The organism is Streptomyces xanthophaeus (genome assembly GCF_000725805.1).
GTDB classification, from domain to species: domain Bacteria; phylum Actinomycetota; class Actinomycetes; order Streptomycetales; family Streptomycetaceae; genus Streptomyces; species Streptomyces xanthophaeus.
The window spans coordinates 1-15,626 of record NZ_JOFT01000043.1 but is presented as its reverse complement, the minus strand read 5'-3'; the positions used below and the strand labels follow the sequence as shown (position 1 = coordinate 15,626).

The 15,626-nt window shown below is 75.0% G+C and carries 17 protein-coding genes; 11 read left to right on the top strand and 6 right to left on the bottom strand.

Annotated elements, in window-relative coordinates:
• Positions 1-262: 262 nt before the first annotated feature.
• Genes IO30_RS0124980 through IO30_RS0124960 form a run of 5 tightly spaced genes read left to right on the top strand, consistent with a single transcriptional unit; the run spans position 263 to position 5,562 of the window.
• Entirely contained in the window at positions 263-1,285 is a 1,023-nt protein-coding gene (locus tag IO30_RS0124980; RefSeq protein WP_031146357.1) for a 3-oxoacyl-ACP synthase III family protein, read from the top strand.
• Complete coding sequence (locus IO30_RS0124975) at positions 1,282-2,025, top strand: glycosyltransferase (protein WP_234321825.1); 744 nt, start codon at positions 1,282-1,284, stop codon at positions 2,023-2,025. Before IO30_RS0124980 ends, IO30_RS0124975 begins: the two co-directional genes overlap by 4 nt.
• Entirely contained in the window at positions 2,025-3,506 is a 1,482-nt protein-coding gene (locus IO30_RS0124970; RefSeq protein ID WP_031146353.1) for an AMP-binding protein, read from the top strand. The genes IO30_RS0124975 and IO30_RS0124970 overlap by 1 nt, the downstream gene beginning before the upstream one ends.
• Positions 3,503-4,627, top strand: a complete 1,125-nt coding sequence (locus IO30_RS0124965) for a cytochrome P450 family protein (protein ID WP_031146351.1) — start codon at positions 3,503-3,505, stop codon at positions 4,625-4,627. The genes IO30_RS0124970 and IO30_RS0124965 overlap by 4 nt, the downstream gene beginning before the upstream one ends.
• A complete protein-coding gene (locus IO30_RS0124960; RefSeq protein WP_031146349.1) occupies positions 4,624-5,562 on the top strand; it encodes an NAD-dependent epimerase/dehydratase family protein in 939 nt (312 codons plus the stop codon). Before IO30_RS0124965 ends, IO30_RS0124960 begins: the two co-directional genes overlap by 4 nt.
• A 31-nt stretch (positions 5,563-5,593) precedes the next feature.
• Here the strand turns inward: IO30_RS0124960 and IO30_RS0124955 are convergent, their stop codons facing one another.
• Positions 5,594-5,833: a hypothetical protein gene (locus IO30_RS0124955; RefSeq protein WP_031146347.1), complete on the bottom strand. Its 240-nt coding sequence runs from the start codon at positions 5,831-5,833 to the stop codon at positions 5,594-5,596.
• Positions 5,834-6,040: 207 nt separating this feature from the next.
• On the opposite strand from IO30_RS0124955, the gene IO30_RS0124945 reads away from it, so the two are divergent.
• Positions 6,041-6,553: an Rv1352/Rv1906c domain-containing protein gene (locus IO30_RS0124945; protein WP_051859599.1), complete on the top strand. Its 513-nt coding sequence runs from the start codon at positions 6,041-6,043 to the stop codon at positions 6,551-6,553.
• Positions 6,554-6,559: 6 nt separating this feature from the next.
• Here IO30_RS0124945 and msrB read toward each other — a convergent pair whose 3' ends face one another.
• The 4 genes from msrB to IO30_RS0124925 all read right to left on the bottom strand — a co-directional run bounded on the left by msrB (position 6,560) and on the right by IO30_RS0124925 (position 9,817).
• The gene (msrB, locus tag IO30_RS0124940; protein WP_031146343.1) at positions 6,560-6,967 is read right to left on the bottom strand and encodes a peptide-methionine (R)-S-oxide reductase MsrB; all 408 of its coding nucleotides are present in this window, start codon (positions 6,965-6,967) and stop codon (positions 6,560-6,562) included.
• 15 nt (positions 6,968-6,982) lie between these two features.
• Positions 6,983-8,380 carry a UDP-N-acetylmuramate--L-alanine ligase gene (gene murC, locus IO30_RS0124935; protein WP_031146341.1) on the bottom strand — a complete coding sequence of 466 codons (1,398 nt, stop codon included), beginning with the start codon at positions 8,378-8,380 and terminating at the stop codon, positions 6,983-6,985.
• A gap of 60 nt (positions 8,381-8,440) precedes the next feature.
• A complete protein-coding gene (locus IO30_RS0124930) occupies positions 8,441-8,908 on the bottom strand; it encodes a hypothetical protein (protein ID WP_031146340.1) in 468 nt (155 codons plus the stop codon).
• Positions 8,909-9,043: 135 nt separating this feature from the next.
• A complete protein-coding gene (locus IO30_RS0124925) occupies positions 9,044-9,817 on the bottom strand; it encodes a pyrimidine reductase family protein (protein ID WP_031146338.1) in 774 nt (257 codons plus the stop codon).
• A gap of 84 nt (positions 9,818-9,901) precedes the next feature.
• Between IO30_RS0124925 and zapE the strand changes: the two genes are divergently transcribed.
• From zapE to IO30_RS0124900, 5 genes are all read left to right on the top strand, one after another.
• Entirely contained in the window at positions 9,902-10,963 is a 1,062-nt protein-coding gene (gene zapE / locus IO30_RS0124920; RefSeq protein WP_373316522.1) for a cell division protein ZapE, read from the top strand.
• A 62-nt stretch (positions 10,964-11,025) separates the two neighbouring features.
• Positions 11,026-11,454: an OsmC family protein gene (locus IO30_RS0124915; protein WP_031146334.1), complete on the top strand. Its 429-nt coding sequence runs from the start codon at positions 11,026-11,028 to the stop codon at positions 11,452-11,454.
• 233 nt (positions 11,455-11,687) lie between these two features.
• Complete coding sequence (locus IO30_RS0124910) at positions 11,688-13,031, top strand: alkaline phosphatase PhoX (RefSeq protein ID WP_031146332.1); 1,344 nt, start codon at positions 11,688-11,690, stop codon at positions 13,029-13,031.
• A 517-nt stretch (positions 13,032-13,548) separates the two neighbouring features.
• Entirely contained in the window at positions 13,549-14,379 is an 831-nt protein-coding gene (locus IO30_RS0124905) for a PPK2 family polyphosphate kinase (protein ID WP_051902571.1), read from the top strand.
• Positions 14,380-14,396: 17 nt separating this feature from the next.
• Positions 14,397-15,299, top strand: coding sequence for a polysaccharide deacetylase family protein (locus IO30_RS0124900; RefSeq protein WP_051902567.1), 903 nt, complete (start codon positions 14,397-14,399; stop codon positions 15,297-15,299).
• 11 nt (positions 15,300-15,310) lie between these two features.
• Here IO30_RS0124900 and IO30_RS45555 read toward each other — a convergent pair whose 3' ends face one another.
• Positions 15,311-15,502, bottom strand: coding sequence for a hypothetical protein (locus IO30_RS45555; protein WP_031146327.1), 192 nt, complete (start codon positions 15,500-15,502; stop codon positions 15,311-15,313).
• Positions 15,503-15,626: the final 124 nt, after the last annotated feature.

The window sequence follows — 15,626 nt, the reverse complement described above, 5'->3', positions numbered from 1 at the left end:
AGCGGTCCCGGGGTACCGGACGGGGATCAGCTCGTGACACCGCGCCGTACAGCAGGAGAACGAAAGACCTCCGCAGCGCCCCGGACCTGCTCCGTCGCCCGCTGGGGGGAGCGTAAGGGCAAGTCCCGTGTGCACAACAGGCCCCGGGAGCAGGCTCCTTGCACGGTGGACCGGTCCCGCCCCGGGTACTCAGGCCGCGCCGCAGCACGATCTGAGCATCCGTACTCAGGCCCGGTCCGGATGCGCTTGCCATCGTGTGGACATGCCTTTCCAGCCATGTGACCCGCCGGCGCGCGCCGGGATAACCGCCGTCGGCAGCCTGCTGCCCGAGCAGGTCCTGTCCTCCGCGGACCTCCAGCAGGAGGTGGCCCGCACCAGTGGCCTGACCCTGCCGCCGACGCTGCTGAAGCAGGCCACCGGAATCGTCTCCCGCCGGGTCGCGGCCGAGGGGGTGTACGCCTCCACGCTCGCCGTGGGCGCGGCCCGCCGGGCCCTGGACTCCGCCGGACTGAGCCCGCTCGACGTCGACCTGCTGGTCTTCGCCTCGGCCTCCCGGGACATGGTCGAACCCGCCACCGCGCACATCGTGCAAGCGGAGCTGGGTTCGCGGGCCCACGCCCTGGACGTCACCAACGCCTGCAACAGCTTCGTCAACGGGATCGACCTCGCCCGCTCCATGGTCCTGGCCGGACGCGCCCGCCGGGCCCTGGTGGTCACCGGGGAGACCCCGAGCCGGGCGGTGCGCAAGGATCCGGCCGACTTCGCCGAGTTCCGGAGCGGCTTCGCGGGCTACACCTTCGGCGACGCGGGGGCGGCCGTCGTCGTGGAGGCAGTGGGACGCGGCGGGATCATCGACGTGGACACCGAGACCCACTCGGAGCACTGGGAGGTCGGCGGCATACCGGGCGGCGGTTCCCGGCACCCGCGCGGGGACGAGCACACCTGGTTCCGCGGCGACGGGCACGAACTGCGCGGCGTCTTCGAGAAGGTGGGCACCGCCGTCATCGACCGGACCCTGCACCGCACGGGCCTGGACTGGGGCGGCTTCGCCAGGGTGCTCGTCCACCAGGTGACCGTGCCGTACCTGGAGCGGTTCGCGGAGCTGACCGGGGTGCCCGAGGAGAAGCTCGTGGTGACCGTGCCCGAACTCGGCAACATCGCGAGCGCGAGCATCGGGGTGCAGCTGGACCGCGTGTACGGGGAACTGGCCCCGGGCGAACGGGTCCTGTTCGTCGGACTCGGCGGCGGCATCAGCATCATGACCATGGTCTGGGAGAAGTCATGAGCGAGCGGATGTGGGTGGTCGTGCCCGCGCACGAGGAGGAGGCCCGCCTCGCGGACACCCTGCGCGCCCTCGCCGCGCAGCGGGACCGGGACTTCACCCTGCTGGTCGTCGACAACGCCTCCCGGGACGGCACGGGCGCGGTGGCCCGGCGGTTCGCCGCGCAGGCCCCGTTCCCCGTGGAGGTGATCGAGGAGCCCGAGAAGGGCGTCGGATCCGCCGTGGACACCGGCTTCCGCTATGCCATCGGGCGCGGCGCCGGCCTCCTGGCCCGCACCGACGCCGACTGCCTGCCCCGGCCGGACTGGACCCGCGCCGCGCGCAGCGCCCTCACCCGGCGCCCCGGGCTGGTCTGCGGCCGGATCACCGCCCGCCGCGACGAGCACGGCCCGCTCGGCCGGGCCGGCTTCGGCGCCCTCGTCGCCCTCGCCGCGCTCTTCGGACGGCTGCGGCCCCAGCACGCCCGGCGCAACGGCTACCGGGCCCCGTACCGCATGCACGCCGGGAACAACATGGCGATCACCGCCGAGCTGTACCTGGCCGTCGGAGGCATGCCCCGGCGCCCCTCCCCCACCGACCGGCTCTTCCTCAACGCCGTACGCCGCCACACCGACCGGATCGTGCACTGCCGCGCGATGGTCGTGGAGAACTCGACGCGGCGCCTGCGGGCCTACGGGATCGCGGGCACCGCCCGCTGGTACCTGGACCAGGGCAGCGGCCGCCACGGAACGGACCCCCGCTGATGCTCGACCGTCTCGACCACGCGCTGCGCAGCCGCCCCGAGCAGCCCGCCGTCCTCACCGCCGCCCGCAGCGGCGCCCCCCGCCTACGCGCCACGCGCGGCGAACTCACCGACCTCGCCGACGCGTTCGCCGCCGCCCTGCACGCACGCGGGCTGCGCGCCGGGGACACCGTAGGCGTCGCCGTACGCCCCGGCCCCCGGGCGCTGGCCCTGCTGCTCGCCCTGTGGCGGCTCGGGCTGCGCGGGGCCGTGCTCGACCCGGGCGCGGGGCCCGACGTCCTGCGCGCCCGCCTCGCCCTGGCCCGGCCCGCGCTGGTGCTGGCCGACGCGGCCGCGCAGGCGGTGGCGGGCTGGGCCCGGCCGCTGGCCCGGCGGGCCCGGCTCGCGCTGCCCGACCTCGCGGAGCTGGGACCGGTGGCCACGGTCGGGCCCCGGCTGCCGGGCTGCGCGCCCGCCCTGGACCTGACGGCGCCCCGGGCGGGGGTCCCCGTGCACGGGGACCACGACGGGGACGCCGTGATCGTCTTCACCTCCGGGACCACCTCCCGGCCGCGCGCCGTGGTGCACACCCGGGCGAGCCTGGCCGCCGGGATGGGCACCGTCGCCGCCCTGTTCGACGCGCGGCCGGACCGCCCGGTCCTCGGCGGCACCTTCTTCGTGCTCGTCCCCGCCCTCACCGGCGGCGCCCCCGTCGCCCTCCCGGCCCGCAGCCCCCGGCTGCTGGCCCGGCAGCTGCACCGGCTGCGCCCGCAGGACACGTACCTGACCCCGCCGCAGCTACGGGACGCCCTCGGCGCGGGCGCCCGCTTCCACGGGCGCGTGTGGACGGGCTCCGCCCCGGCCGGCGCCGCCCTGCTGGAACGGGTCCGGAGCGCGGGCGCCGACCAGGCGTGGGGGGTGTACGCGCTCACCGAACTGTTCCCCGCCGCCGCCGTCGAGGCCCGCGAGAAGGCCGCCTTCGAGGGCCCCGGCGACCTGGTCGGAGCCCCGCTGCCGGGCGTCCTCGCCAAGCCCGACGCGGACGGCCAGCTGCTGCTCGCCGGGGACGCCGCCCGCGACCGCTACCTCGGGGAGGACCCCGACCCGTGGGTGCGTACGGGCGACCGGGCGCGCCTGGACCCGGCGGGCCGGATCGTCCTGGAGGGCCGGTGCAAGGACATGGTGCTGCGCCGGGCCGAGAACATCTACCCGGGCCTGTACGAACCCGCCCTGCACGTACCGGGCGTGGAACTGGCCCTGCTCGTCGGGGTCCCGGCGGGCGGGGGCGACGAACGGCTGGTGGCCGTGGTGCAGCCGCGCCGCGGCCAGGCCGAGGGCGCCCTGCGCGCCGCCCTGTCGGAGCCCGTCCGGAGGATGGGCACCGCCCGTCCCGACGCACTGCTGTTCGCGGACATCCCGCTGTCGGGGCGCTCCCGCAAACCGGACCGGGCGGCGACGGCCGCCCTCGCCGCGCGGCGCCTGGCCCCGGGGGGCACCCCGTGACCGCCGCCGCCACCGGGCAGGACCGGGCCCGCCGCCGGGACCGCCGGGTCTACCTGCGCAGCCATCCGCTGCTGTTCGCCCTGCTGGCCGCGACGCGCGGGCGGCCCGTACGCAGGGTGGGCCGGACCGTGCTGGTGCACGGGGCGGAGGCCTACCGCGAGGCACTGACCCGGCTGCCGCTGGACCGTACGGCGGCCGGCACGACGGGCGGCGCCGCGCGCGCCGCGCTGTCGGGACCGGCCGGGGTGCTGTTCGACCAGGAAGGAGCCGGGCACCGGGCGGACCGGCGCACCCTCGCCGGCGGGCTCGGCGCGGCCGGGGTGGAGGAACTCCGCGCGGTGTGGCAGCCGTTGCTGGTACGCGGCCTCGCGCCGCTGGACCGGGGAGCCGAGGTGGACCTGGTGGAGCTCGCCCGCACCCTCGCCGGGTCGGTGGTGTGCGCGCTGCTGGACCGGCCCGCCGATCCGCGGGCCGTCGCGGAGGCGGCCGCCGAGGCCGCGGCCGCCTCCGTACGCAGTCATCTGCCCGGCCCGCGCCGCCCGCGCGCCGAGGCGGCCGCCGCCCGCGCCGCGGACCGGCTGCGGCGGCTGCTCGGCGGCCCGGACGGGGACGGCGGTGCGCAGGACGCCGACGCGCTGTCCGCGATGGTGGCGGTGGCCGCCGTGAACACGACGGTCGCCGCGCTGCCCCGGGCCGTCGCCTGGTGCGCCGACGCGGACCTGTGGGACCAGGCCGCCGACGGGGCGCTGCGGCCGCTGCTGGCCGAGGAGTTGCTGCGGGTCACCGCGGCCTCGCCGGTGCTGCCCCGGGTGGCCGCCGCGGACGGGAGCGTCGGTGGCTGCCCGGTGCGCGGCGGCGACCGGCTGCTGCTGGTGGCGCGGCACGCTGCCGAGGCGCACCTGCGGGACCCGGACGCCCGCGCGCCCGCCGGAGCGGAGCAGGCGCACCTGGTGTTCGGTACGGGGCCGCACAGCTGTCCCGGGGCCCGGCTGGCCCGCGTACAGCTGGCCGACGTCCTGGCGGCCCTCGCCCCGTACCGGCCGGTGGTGACGGGGGCCCGGGTGGACCGGGGGGCCGCCCTGCCCGGCTGGCGTTCGCTGACGGTGCGGGCGGCGGCATGAGCGCCGGGGTCCGCATCGCGGTCACGGGGGCCAGCGGCTTCTGCGGCGGCCACGTGGCCTCCCTGGCCGCCGCGCGGGGGGCCCGCGTGGTGTGCGTGGGCCGCAGGCCGGGTCCGGTGGGGGAACACCGCCCCTGGGACGCGGCGCACGGCTCGCCGGACCTGACGGGGGTGGACCTCGTCGTGCACTGCGCGGCCGCGGTGGGCGACCCGGCACCCGGCTCGCGGGCCGGGGCGCAGATGCACGCGGTCAACGTGGACGGCACCCGGCGGCTGCTCGCGGCGGCGGCCGGGCGGCCGGTGGTCTGGGTGAGCAGCGCGAGCGTCTACGATCCGCGGCTCGACCGGAGCCTGGTGGACGAGGACCACCCGCGGGCCGGCCACCTCAACGCCTACGGGCGGACCAAGGCCGGGGGCGAGGCCCTGGCCCTGGCCGCGGGCGCGGTGGTGCTGCGGCCGCGCGCGGTCTACGGGCCGGGCGACACCCAGCTCCTGCCCCGGCTGCTGTCCCGGGTCCGGGCCGGGATGCTGGCGCTGCCGGGGCCGGACGTCCGGCTCAGCCTCACGGCGGTGGAGAACCTCGCCGACGCCTGCCTCGCGGCGGCCGGCTGGGCGCCGGGGGCGTACAACGTGGCGGACGCCGAGCCGTACGGCCGCGACGAGGCCGTCGGGCAGGTGCTGCGCGCCCACGGGGTCCGGGCCCGCGTCCGCCACCTGCCCCTGCCGCTGGCCGCCGCGGCCGCCCTCACGGCTCAGGCCCTGGCCCGCCTCACGGGTACCGAACCTGCCCTCAGCCGCTACGCGGTGGACCAGCTGGCGCACCCGGTGGTGCTGGACACCGCCAGGGCCCGCGCCCAGGGCTGGGCCCCGGCCCGCACCCTGGAGGACTACCTGGCCTCGGTGGCCGGGCGCGCGGGCCGAGGAGGGCGGCCGTGAAGCGGCGCACGGTCCTCAGGGGGCACGGTCCTCAGGGGGTGTCCGCGCGGCCGGGCGCGGAGCGGCGGCTCGTCGCGGTGCGTTCCGCTTCGGCGTGCCACCAGCGCGGCGGGGACGGGCCGTCGACCTCGGCGGTGGGCTGGCCGGGGTGCAGCCCGAGCCTCCTCAGGGCTGCGGCGCGGACCTGGACGCAGAACCAGCCGTGCCAGCGGCCGTCGGCGCCGATGCCGCAGGCGTGCTGGAACTGGATCGAGTCCTCGCCGAACGGCATCCAGTCGATGCCGCGCTCACGCAGTCAAGCGCGTACGGCCGCCGGGGGCGTGAGGCGGCCCGGCAGGTTCTCGTAGGCGGCGATCGTGATCCATTCGGGGTCCGGCTTCGTCATGCGGTTCATGATGCCGGGCCGCGCTCCGGGGGGCGGCGGATTTTCCGCCGGGTCCGGGTGGCAGGGCGCGGGGGCCGGGCGCACGCTCGACCTATGAGTCGACGGGATCCTCCGGCAGGGCCGCCCTCGGGGCCGCTGCCCTCGGCCGGGAACACGCCCTGGGGGCAGCCTTCCACGACGCCGCCGCGGCGGCGCAGGCGGTGGAAGGGTCTGCTGACGCACGGCGCGGCGGCCGTCGTCGGGCTGCTGCTCGGGGTCGGCATCGGCGCCGCGGGCCCCGAGCCGGACGGGAAGACGTCGGGGCAGCCCGCGGTGACCGCCTCGCCCGTGGAGCGGGCCTCGTCCGGGGACCCCCGCGACCAGTTCGCGGGGGACGGCACCTTCCTCGTCGGGCAGGACCTGCGGCCCGGCACCTACCGCAGCGCCGGGCCCGCGGACCGCGGCGCCCTGTCCGAGTGCTACTGGGCCCGGCTGAGCAACACCTCCGGCGACCTGGCCGCGGTCGTCGCGAACGGCATCGCCCACGGCCCGGCCGTCGTCACCGTCGGCCCGGCCGACAAGGCCTTCGACACCAAGGGGTGCCAGTCCTGGAAGAGGATCGGCTGAGGGCCCTCAGCCCTCGGCGGGGTTGAGCCGCAGCGAGATCGAGTTGATGCAGTACCGCTGGTCCGTGGGCGTGGGGTACCCCTCGCCCTCGAAGACGTGGCCCAGGTGGGAGCCGCACTTCGCGCAGCGGACCTCGGTGCGGACCATGCCGTGCGAGGTGTCGGCGATCAGCTCGACGGCCTCGGTGTCCTTCGGGTCGAAGAAGGACGGCCAGCCGCAGTGCGACTCGAACTTCTCCGACGAGCGGAACAGCTCGGACCCGCAGGCCCGGCAGGAGTAGACGCCCTCCGTCTTGGTGTCCGTGTACTCGCCCCGGAAGGCAGGTTCGGTGCCCGCGAGGCGCAGCACCTGGTACTCGGACGGGGTCAGCTCCGCCTGCCACTGCTCGTCCGTCTTCTGGACCTCGTACGACATGACTCTCCCGCTCCCTCAGTTCGCCAGACGGGCCAGGATCGCCGGACCGAGGTCCGTGACGTCTCCCGCGCCCATGGTGAGAACGAGATCACCGGGCTTGGCCATTCCCGCGATGACGTCGGCGACGGCCGCCTTGGAGTGCTCGGCGGTGACGTCAGCGCCGGCCGCCCGCGCGGCCTCGATGATCAGCTCGCTGGTGATCCCGGGGATCGGGTCCTCGCGGGCCGGGTAGATGTCCAGGACCACGGAGGCGTCGGCGAGCGCCAGGGCCTGGCCCATCTCCTTGCCCAGCTCCTGGGTGCGGGAGAAGAGGTGCGGCTGGAAGACGACCAGGATGCGGGCGTCCCCGGCGGCGCCGCGGATGGCCTCCAGGTCGGCGGTCATCTCGGTGGGGTGGTGCGCGTAGGAGTCGATGACCTGGACTCCGGCCGCCTCGCCCTTGAGCTGGAGGCGGCGCTTGACGCCGGTGTACTTGCCGAGGGCGGAGGCCAGGTTGTGCGCCGGGATGCCGAGGGCGACACCGGCGGCGAGGGCGGCCACGGCGTTGTGCGCGTAGTGGCGGCCGGGCACGGAGACGGTGAAGGTGAGCATCCGGCCGCCGATGACGACGGTGACCTCGCTGGTCAGACCGCGCGGGACGATCTTGACGATCTGGACGTCGGCGGTGTCCTCCTCGCCGTACGTGACGATCTGGAGGTCGGGGTTGCCGCTGACCCGGGCGGCGATCTCGGCCGCGCCCGCCTGGCCGTGGGCGACGACGAGGGTGCCGCCGGGGACCACCTTGGAGACGAAGGTCTCGAAGGACTCGTAGATCTCCTCGATGGACGCGTAGTTCGCGTGGTGGTCGAGCTCCGCGTTGAGGATGATCGCGACCTGCGGAGCGTACTTGTGGAAGGTGCGGTCGCTCTCGTCCGCCTCGGCCACGAAGATGTCGCCCGCGCCGTGGTGGGCGTTGGAGCCGGGGGCGTCCAGGTCACCGCCGATGGCGTACGAGGGGTCCAGGCCCAGCGCCGAGAGGGAGACCGCCAGCATCGAGGTGGTGGTGGTCTTGCCGTGCGTACCGGCGACCGCGATGGGGCGCAGGCCGTCCATCAGGCGGGCGAGGGCGTCCGAGCGGTGCACGACGGGGATGCCGAGCTCGGCCGCGCGGGCCAGCTCGGGGTTGTCCGCGCGGATGGCGCTGGAGACGACCACGCAGGTGGTGTCGGGGGCGAGGTTGCCGGCGGCGTGCCCGCCGTGGACCGTTGCGCCGTGGGCGCGCAGCGCCTCGGCGGTCTCGGAGTCACCACGGCTGTCGCTGCCGGCCACCTGCGCGCCGCGCTGGGCGAGGATCTTCGCGATGCCGGACATGCCGGCTCCGCCGATGCCGATGAAGTGGGGCCGTTCCATCGCGGTCGGCAGGCCGGGCTTCATTCAGGTCGCTCCAGGATCGAGTGCTGTGCTTGTGCGCTTTCGAGCTCTGACGGCCCCAGCCTATTCGTTGTGGGCGAAGAGCTTGAGCACCGGAACCCCGACCTTGTGCCGGGCGCGGGAGGCCCAGTCCCGGTGGAAGAACTCCTCCACGAAGTGCGGGGCGGTCAGGACGATCACCTCGTCGGCCCCCGTCTGCTCCACGACGGCCTTGAGTTTGTCGAGCGGATGGTTCTCGATGATCTCGCCGGTCGCCTTGGCCCCCTTCTTCCGCAGGGCGTTCAGCGAGTGCGCGAGAGCGTGTGCGGCGGGGCCGAGCGCGGCCTCGCCCTCGGGTTCGTGGCCCTCGTGGATGGCCTCGGGGAGCTCACCGAGCGCTACGTCGTCGATGGCGCGCAGCAGGCGGTCCTGGTCACCCCGGGGTTGCATGAGGACGACGAAGGAGACCGCGTCGTCCCCGTGCAGGGTGGTGACGAAGTCCACGTCCACCGGGGTCAACGGCTGCTCGATCATCAATACGCTCGTGAACACGGACGCCCTCTCCTTCATGGGCCGAGGCCGGCTGGCCGGCCCCTGCGGAAACCATCCTGCCCCGCTGTCGCACGGGGCCTGCGCAGGTATATGTGCCCAGCGGAAGCTAAGCGGAACGGCAAATTCCGCCCCTTGTCAGATCCGACGGTAGCTCGTGAAGAGGAACCCGGCCTCTTCCAGTACGCAGGCGGGCACGAGCCGGTGCGGAACCGTGACGGAGGGGCCGCCGGCGATGCGCTGGGCGTCACCCGCGGTGAGCATCGGGGAGATCGTCAGGCACAGCTCGTCCAGTGCGTCCGCGGCCACGAGCTGGCCCAGCAGCCGGGGTCCGCCCTCGGTGAGCTGGCGGCGCAGCCCCCGCCCGGCCAGCTCCCGTACCGCCCGGGCCGGGTCCACCGCGGCGCCGTCGCCCGCCACCACGACCTCGGCCCCCGCCTTGACGGCCTCGGCCACCCGGTCCGCGGGCGCGGCGGCTCCGGTGACCACCAGGGTGGGCACGAGCGGGGAGGTGAACAGGGGAAGCGTGAAGTCCAGGTCCAGGCTCGCGGTGACCACCGCGACCGCCGGGGCGGGACCCTGTCCGGAGGCCGCACGGCGGGCCGCGAAGGCCTCGCGGGCCCGGGCCGGGCGGTACCCCTCCTGGCGAACCGTTTCCGCTCCGACGACCACCACATCGGCCAGCGCCCGCAGGGTGCCGAAGATCCGCATGTCCGTCTCGCCGGAGATGGGCTGGGAACGGCCGTCGTGCTGGGCCGCGCCGTCCAGCGTGGAGACCATGTTGGCCCGCAGCCAGGAGGCCCCCTCGTCCAGCGCGGGATAGGCGTATGCCTCGGCGAGCTCGTCCAGCGACCACTCCCGGCCGGCCTGGGCTGCTGCTGTCTGATCGGTCACAGGGAACAGGCGTCGCATCGGTGCAGTGTGCCACGCCCCGTAGAGTTAAGAGCTGTGTCCACCTCACTCTCCGCTCCCGGCGCCGCCTCCGGCCGGCCCCCGATAGCCGACGCGGGGCCCCAGGCCCTGTGCGCCCGCGAGCCGCGCGTACCGGCCGAACGGCTGGTGGCCGAGATGGTGCCGCCGCCCCGGTTCGACTCGGTGCGCTTCGACACGTACGACCCCGACCCGACCCAGCCGAGCCAGGCCGAGGCCGTGACGGTGCTGAGCGGCTTCGCCGCCGGGCTCGGCGGCGCCCACGCCAGCGGCTCGGGCAAGCGGCGCTGGTTCGGCAGGGCCCCGAAGAACACGGCCCCCGCCGGACCCCGCGGGGTCTACCTCGACGGCGGCTACGGCGTCGGCAAGACCCACCTCCTGGCCTCGCTGTGGCACGCCACCCCGGCCGAGCCCGCGCTCAAGGCCTTCGGCACCTTCGTGGAGCTGACCAACCTGGTCGGAGCGCTGGGCTTCCAGCAGACCGTCCAGACCCTGGGCGGGCACCGGCTGCTGTGCATCGACGAGTTCGAGCTCGACGACCCGGGCGACACCGTGCTGGTCTCCTCCCTGCTCAGCCGCCTCGTCGAACAGGGCGTGGCACTGGCCGCCACCTCCAACACCCTGCCCGGCAAGCTCGGCGAGGGCCGCTTCGCCGCCGCGGACTTCCTGCGGGAGATCCAGGGGCTCTCGGCGCACTTCCGGCCGCTGCGCATCGACGGCCAGGACTACCGCCACCGCGGCCTGCCGGAGGCACCCGCCCCCTTCTCCGAGGAGCAGGTCACCAAGGCCGCCTACGCGGCCGAGGGCGCCAGCCTCGACGACTTCCCCGCGCTGCTGGAACACCTGGCCCGGGTGCACCCGAGCCGCTACGGCGCGCTGACCGACGGGATCACGGCGGTCTGCCTGACCGACGTCGGCCCCGTGCCGGACCAGTCCACGGCGCTGCGGCTGGTGGTGCTGGCCGACCGGCTCTACGACCGCGAGATCCCGGTCCTGGCCTCCGGGGTCCCCTTCGACAGGCTGTTCAGTGAGGAAATGCTGAACGGCGGCTATCGGAAGAAGTACTTCCGCGCCATATCCCGGCTCACCGCCCTGGCGCGCGACGCGAAGCCCCTGGTCTCCCAGTAGGTTTGGCACGGCCGGACTCCTGTCGGCGTCCGGCCGTTCCCACTTCTGCGAAGGGATCCACCATGGCTGCCACACGCAATGCACATGCCGTCTGGGAAGGCGATCTGCTCGAGGGCAAGGGCGTCGTCACCCTCGACTCGTCCGGTCTCGGCAGTTACCCCGTCTCCTGGCCCGCGCGGACCGACGAGGCGGCGAACGGGCGGACCAGCCCGGAGGAGCTGATCGCCGCGGCCCACTCCAGCTGCTTCAACATGGCCTTCTCGAACGTCCTGGCGAAGGCGGGCAACCCGCCGGCCAAGCTGACCACCTCGGCCGCGGTCACCTTCGTGCCCGGCAAGGGCATCACCGGCATCCACCTCACCACCGAGGGCGAGGTACCCGGCCTGGACAGCGACGCCTTCGTCGCCGCGGCCGAGGACGCCAAGGCGAACTGCCCCGTCAGCCAGGCCCTGACCGGCACGACGATCACCCTGAGCGCCAAGCTCGTCTGACCGGCCGGGCGCCGAGTGCGCCGCGTCCGGCCCATCCGGCCGGTCCGTGAGGACCGGCCCGGGCAGGGCCGCGTCGCGGCGCCCCGGGACACCTCCGGGACACCCCGTGAGGCCGCCGCCACGACCCGGTGGTGTGACACCGCGGCCGGCCCGCCCGCGTCGCCGCGGGACGGACGGACCGGCGTGGTACGACGGGCGCGTCCCGTCCCCGCTTCCGCCGCCGGGAGTTGCCGATGTCCGTCCCCCGACGCAGCCTGCTCGCCGCGGGCACGATCGCCTTCAGCGGGGCGCTCGGCGCCCTCTTCACCGGCAGCACCGGCGCCGCCCCGCCGGCCCGGGGCCTCGGGCCCCTCGTCCCCGATCCGCGCGGACTGCTCGACCTGCCCGCGGGGTTCTCCTACCGGGTCCTCTCGCGCTCGGGCGATCCGCTCCGCTCCGGCGAGGGCGCCGTACCGTCCAACTGCGACGGCATGGCCGCCTTCGACGCGGGCGCGGGCCGGGTACGGCTCGTCCGCAACCACGAGAACCGCACCACCGCCGCACTGCGCGTCCCCGCCGTGCCGGGGCTGACCTACGACCCCCAGGCCCTCGGCGGCTGCACCGTCCTCGACCTCGGCCCGGAGGGCCGGGTCACCGGCGAGCGCGTCGGCCTCGCCGGTACGGCCGTCAACTGCGCGGGCGGCCGGACCCCCTGGAACACCTGGCTGAGCTGCGAGGAGACCGAGGACCGCGCGGGCACCTCCGGCTACACGCTGGACCACGGGTACGTCTTCGAGGTGGACCCGGCCGATCCGCACCGCTCCGGCGCCGTCCCGCTCACGGCGCTGGGCCGCTTCGCCCACGAGGCCGTCGCCGTCGACCCGTACCGCGGGACCGTCTACGAGACCGAGGACGCCTTCGTCGCGCCCTTCGGGCTGTTCTACCGCTTCCTGCCGCACCGCCCGCTCGGGGGGCCCGGCTCGCTGCGGGCGGGCGGCACCCTGGAGGCCCTGCGCGTGCCGGGGGTCGCGGACCTGGCGTCGGTGGACGAGCCCGGAGCCGAATTCCCGGCCGAGTGGGTGCGCGTACCGGACCCCTCGGCGGCCGGGACCCCGGTGCGGCTGCAGGACTTCGGGCCGCGCGGGGTCACCCACGCGCAGAAACTGGAGGGCTGCTACTGGGGCGGGGGCGCCGTGCACTTCGTGTCCAGCTTCGCCCGGAGCCCCGAGGGTGCGGCGGGCGACCATCACGGGCAGGTGTGGCGCTACGACCCGCGCACCGGCCGGCTCCGGCTGGACGTGCTCTTCGGCCCGGCCGCCGACGTCCAGCTCCCCGGGGACTCCCCCGACAACATCTGCCTGGCCCCGGACGGCGGGCTGATGGTCTGTGAGGACGGCGGGGGCGCCCAGTACGTCTTCGGGGTGACGCCCGGCGGCGAGGTCTACCCGGTGGCCCGCAACGCGCAGGACATCGGGCAGCCGGGAGCCCCGGAGTGGGGGGAGTTCGCCGGGGTCACCTTCTCCCCCGACGGACGGACCATGTACGTCAACGCGTACTCCCCCGGGACCACCTTCGCGGTGACCGGGCCCTGGCACTGACCCCGGTCGCGTCGCGGCTCCGTTCGAACTCCTGGAGGATCGGACGGAACCGACGCGATTGGGGTGGCCAGCGGTGGCGAGGAAACCGAGCGGCAAGCGGACCGGGTCCAAGGGCAAGGAGAAGGAGAAGGAGCAGCCGAAGCGGCCGGCGAAGGGCCAGCCGAAGGACGGGGCCGAGGCCAAGGGCAAAGGCCAGGCCGAAGACCGTGCCGAGGCCAAGGGCAAGCCCAAGGGCCAAGCCAAGGCCGAGGGCAAGGGCCAGGCCGAGGGCAAGGGCAAGGGCCAGGCCAAGGCCAAAGACCGGACCGAGACCGAGGGCCGGGCCACGCCCAAGGGCCAGGCCAAGGCCGAAGACCGTGCCGAGGCCGAAGACCGTGCCGAGGCCAAGGGCCGGGCCGAGGCCAAGGGCCGGGCCAAAGACCGGGCCAAGACCGGAGACCGGGCCGAGGCCGGGACGAAGGCCGCCGGCCAGCCCCCGGCGGCCGCCGCCGCGGCCGGGCCCCTTCCGGAGGGCGGCCTGCGGCAGCTGCTGCGCGCCCCGGCGGGCGGGCGTCTGGACCTGCGCCGCTTCGACCCCCGCGCGATCCCCTCCGGGCCCCCGGACAAGGCGGCCGCCCTCGCCGCGGCCGGCCCGGCGGGAGAGCGGCTCGCCTCCCTCCAGGACCGGCTCTACGCGGCGAGCACCGCGGGCGACCGCCGCCGCCTCCTGCTGGTCCTCCAGGGCATGGACACCAGCGGCAAGGGCGGCACGGTCAAGCACGTGATCGGCGCGTTCAACCCGTCCGGATGCCGGGTCAGGGCCTTCAAGGCACCCACCACCGAGGAACAGGAGCACCCCTTCCTCTGGCGCGTCACGCAGGCGCTCCCCCGGCCGGGCGAGATCGGCATCTTCGACCGTTCGCACTACGAGGACGTCCTGATCGCGCGGGTCCGCGAGCTCGTCCCGCGCAGTGTGCTGGGCCGCAGGTACGCCCAGATCAACCGGTTCGAACAGGCGCTCGCGGACGACGGCGTGACGGTGGTGAAGGTCTTCCTCCACATCAGCTACGAGGAACAGCGCAAACGGCTGCTGGAGCGGCTCGACAACCCCGACAAGCACTGGAAGTTCAGCCCCGCCGACATCGACGACCGCGCCCTGTGGCCCGACTACCGGCACGCGTACGAACTGGCCCTGGAGCGCTGCTCCACCGAGGCCGCACCCTGGTACGTCGTCCCCGCCGACCGCAAGTGGTACCGCAACTGGGCCATCGCCCAGCTGCTGCTGGAGCACCTGGAGGACCTCGCTCCGCGCTATCCGGAGGCGGACTTCGACGTGGAGGAGTGCCGCATCCGTCTTCTTTCCACATAGTCATATATTTTGCGTACGTGACCATCTCTGTGCGCAAAGTAGCGGCCGCTGCCGCTCTCAGTGCTGCCCTCGGCGCCGTCCTCGCCGGATGCGGGGGCGGCGCCGGCCCCTCGGAAGCAGGCCCTGAAGCCCGTCTGGGCTCGCCCTCGGCCTCCCCCTCAGCCGCCGCTGCCCCGCCGTCGAAGGCCGCGGTGAGCCCGCAGCCCGGTGCGCCCGGCAAGGCACCGACGATGGCTCCCGGCCCGAACGGCCTCACCCCGGTCTTCGAACGGGCGAAGCAGAGCGGCGACAAGACCGTGGCGCTGACCTTCGACGCCGACATGACGGCCGATCAGGGACCGCGCGCCGCGGGCGGGGAGCGGTTCGACAACCCCCAGCTGATCGCGACCCTGCGGACGCTGAAGGTGCCCTCGACGGTGTTCATGACGGGCCGCTGGGCCGAGGAGTACCCGGACCAGGCCAAGGCCATCGGCACCGACCCGAACTTCGAGATCGCGAACCACTCCTACAGCCACCACGCCTTCAAGTCCCCCTGCTACGGACTGCCCGCGCTCGACGGCGAGGCCGCCCGGGCCGACGTGGACCGGGCCTTCGCCGCCTTCCGGAAGGCGGGCGCGGTGAACACCGTCCCGTACTTCCGCTTCCCCGGCGGCTGCTACGACGACCAGGCGCTGCGGGCCCTGTCCGCGGCCAAGGTCACGGCCGTCCAGTGGGACGTGGTCAGCGGCGACGCCTTCGCGAAGGACCCGGACGCGGTGGCCGAGCAGGTGCTCGCCGGGGTGAAGCCCGGCTCGGTGGTGGTCATGCACTGCACGCGCAGCGCGGCCCCGGTCACCGAGGAGGCCATCCAGAAGATCGTCCCCGAGCTGCGCAAGCGCGGCTACCGCTTCGTGAAGGTCTCCGAGCTGATGGGCACCTGAGCCGTCCCAGCTCAGCCGGAGCAGGCCGTGCGCTGCGCGTCCTGCCACTCGCACACCGGGCACAGCACCACGCCCGGGGTCGCGACGCCGTACTCGGTGGGCTTGCCGCACTCCAGGCAGTCGGCGTACGGCGGCCCCGCCACCTGCCCGGCCGGTGCGGCCGGGGCGGGGCAGTACGACGGGGTCTCGTCCGGCTGGTCCATGGGTACGAGGGTACGCACCCCCGGCGTCAGTTCGTCGCGATGAGCTTCAGTTCGGGGTGTGCGGTGCCGCCTTCGATGGCGGTGGAGGAGATGTGCGAGACCACGCGCTCGTCGGCCGGGTCGT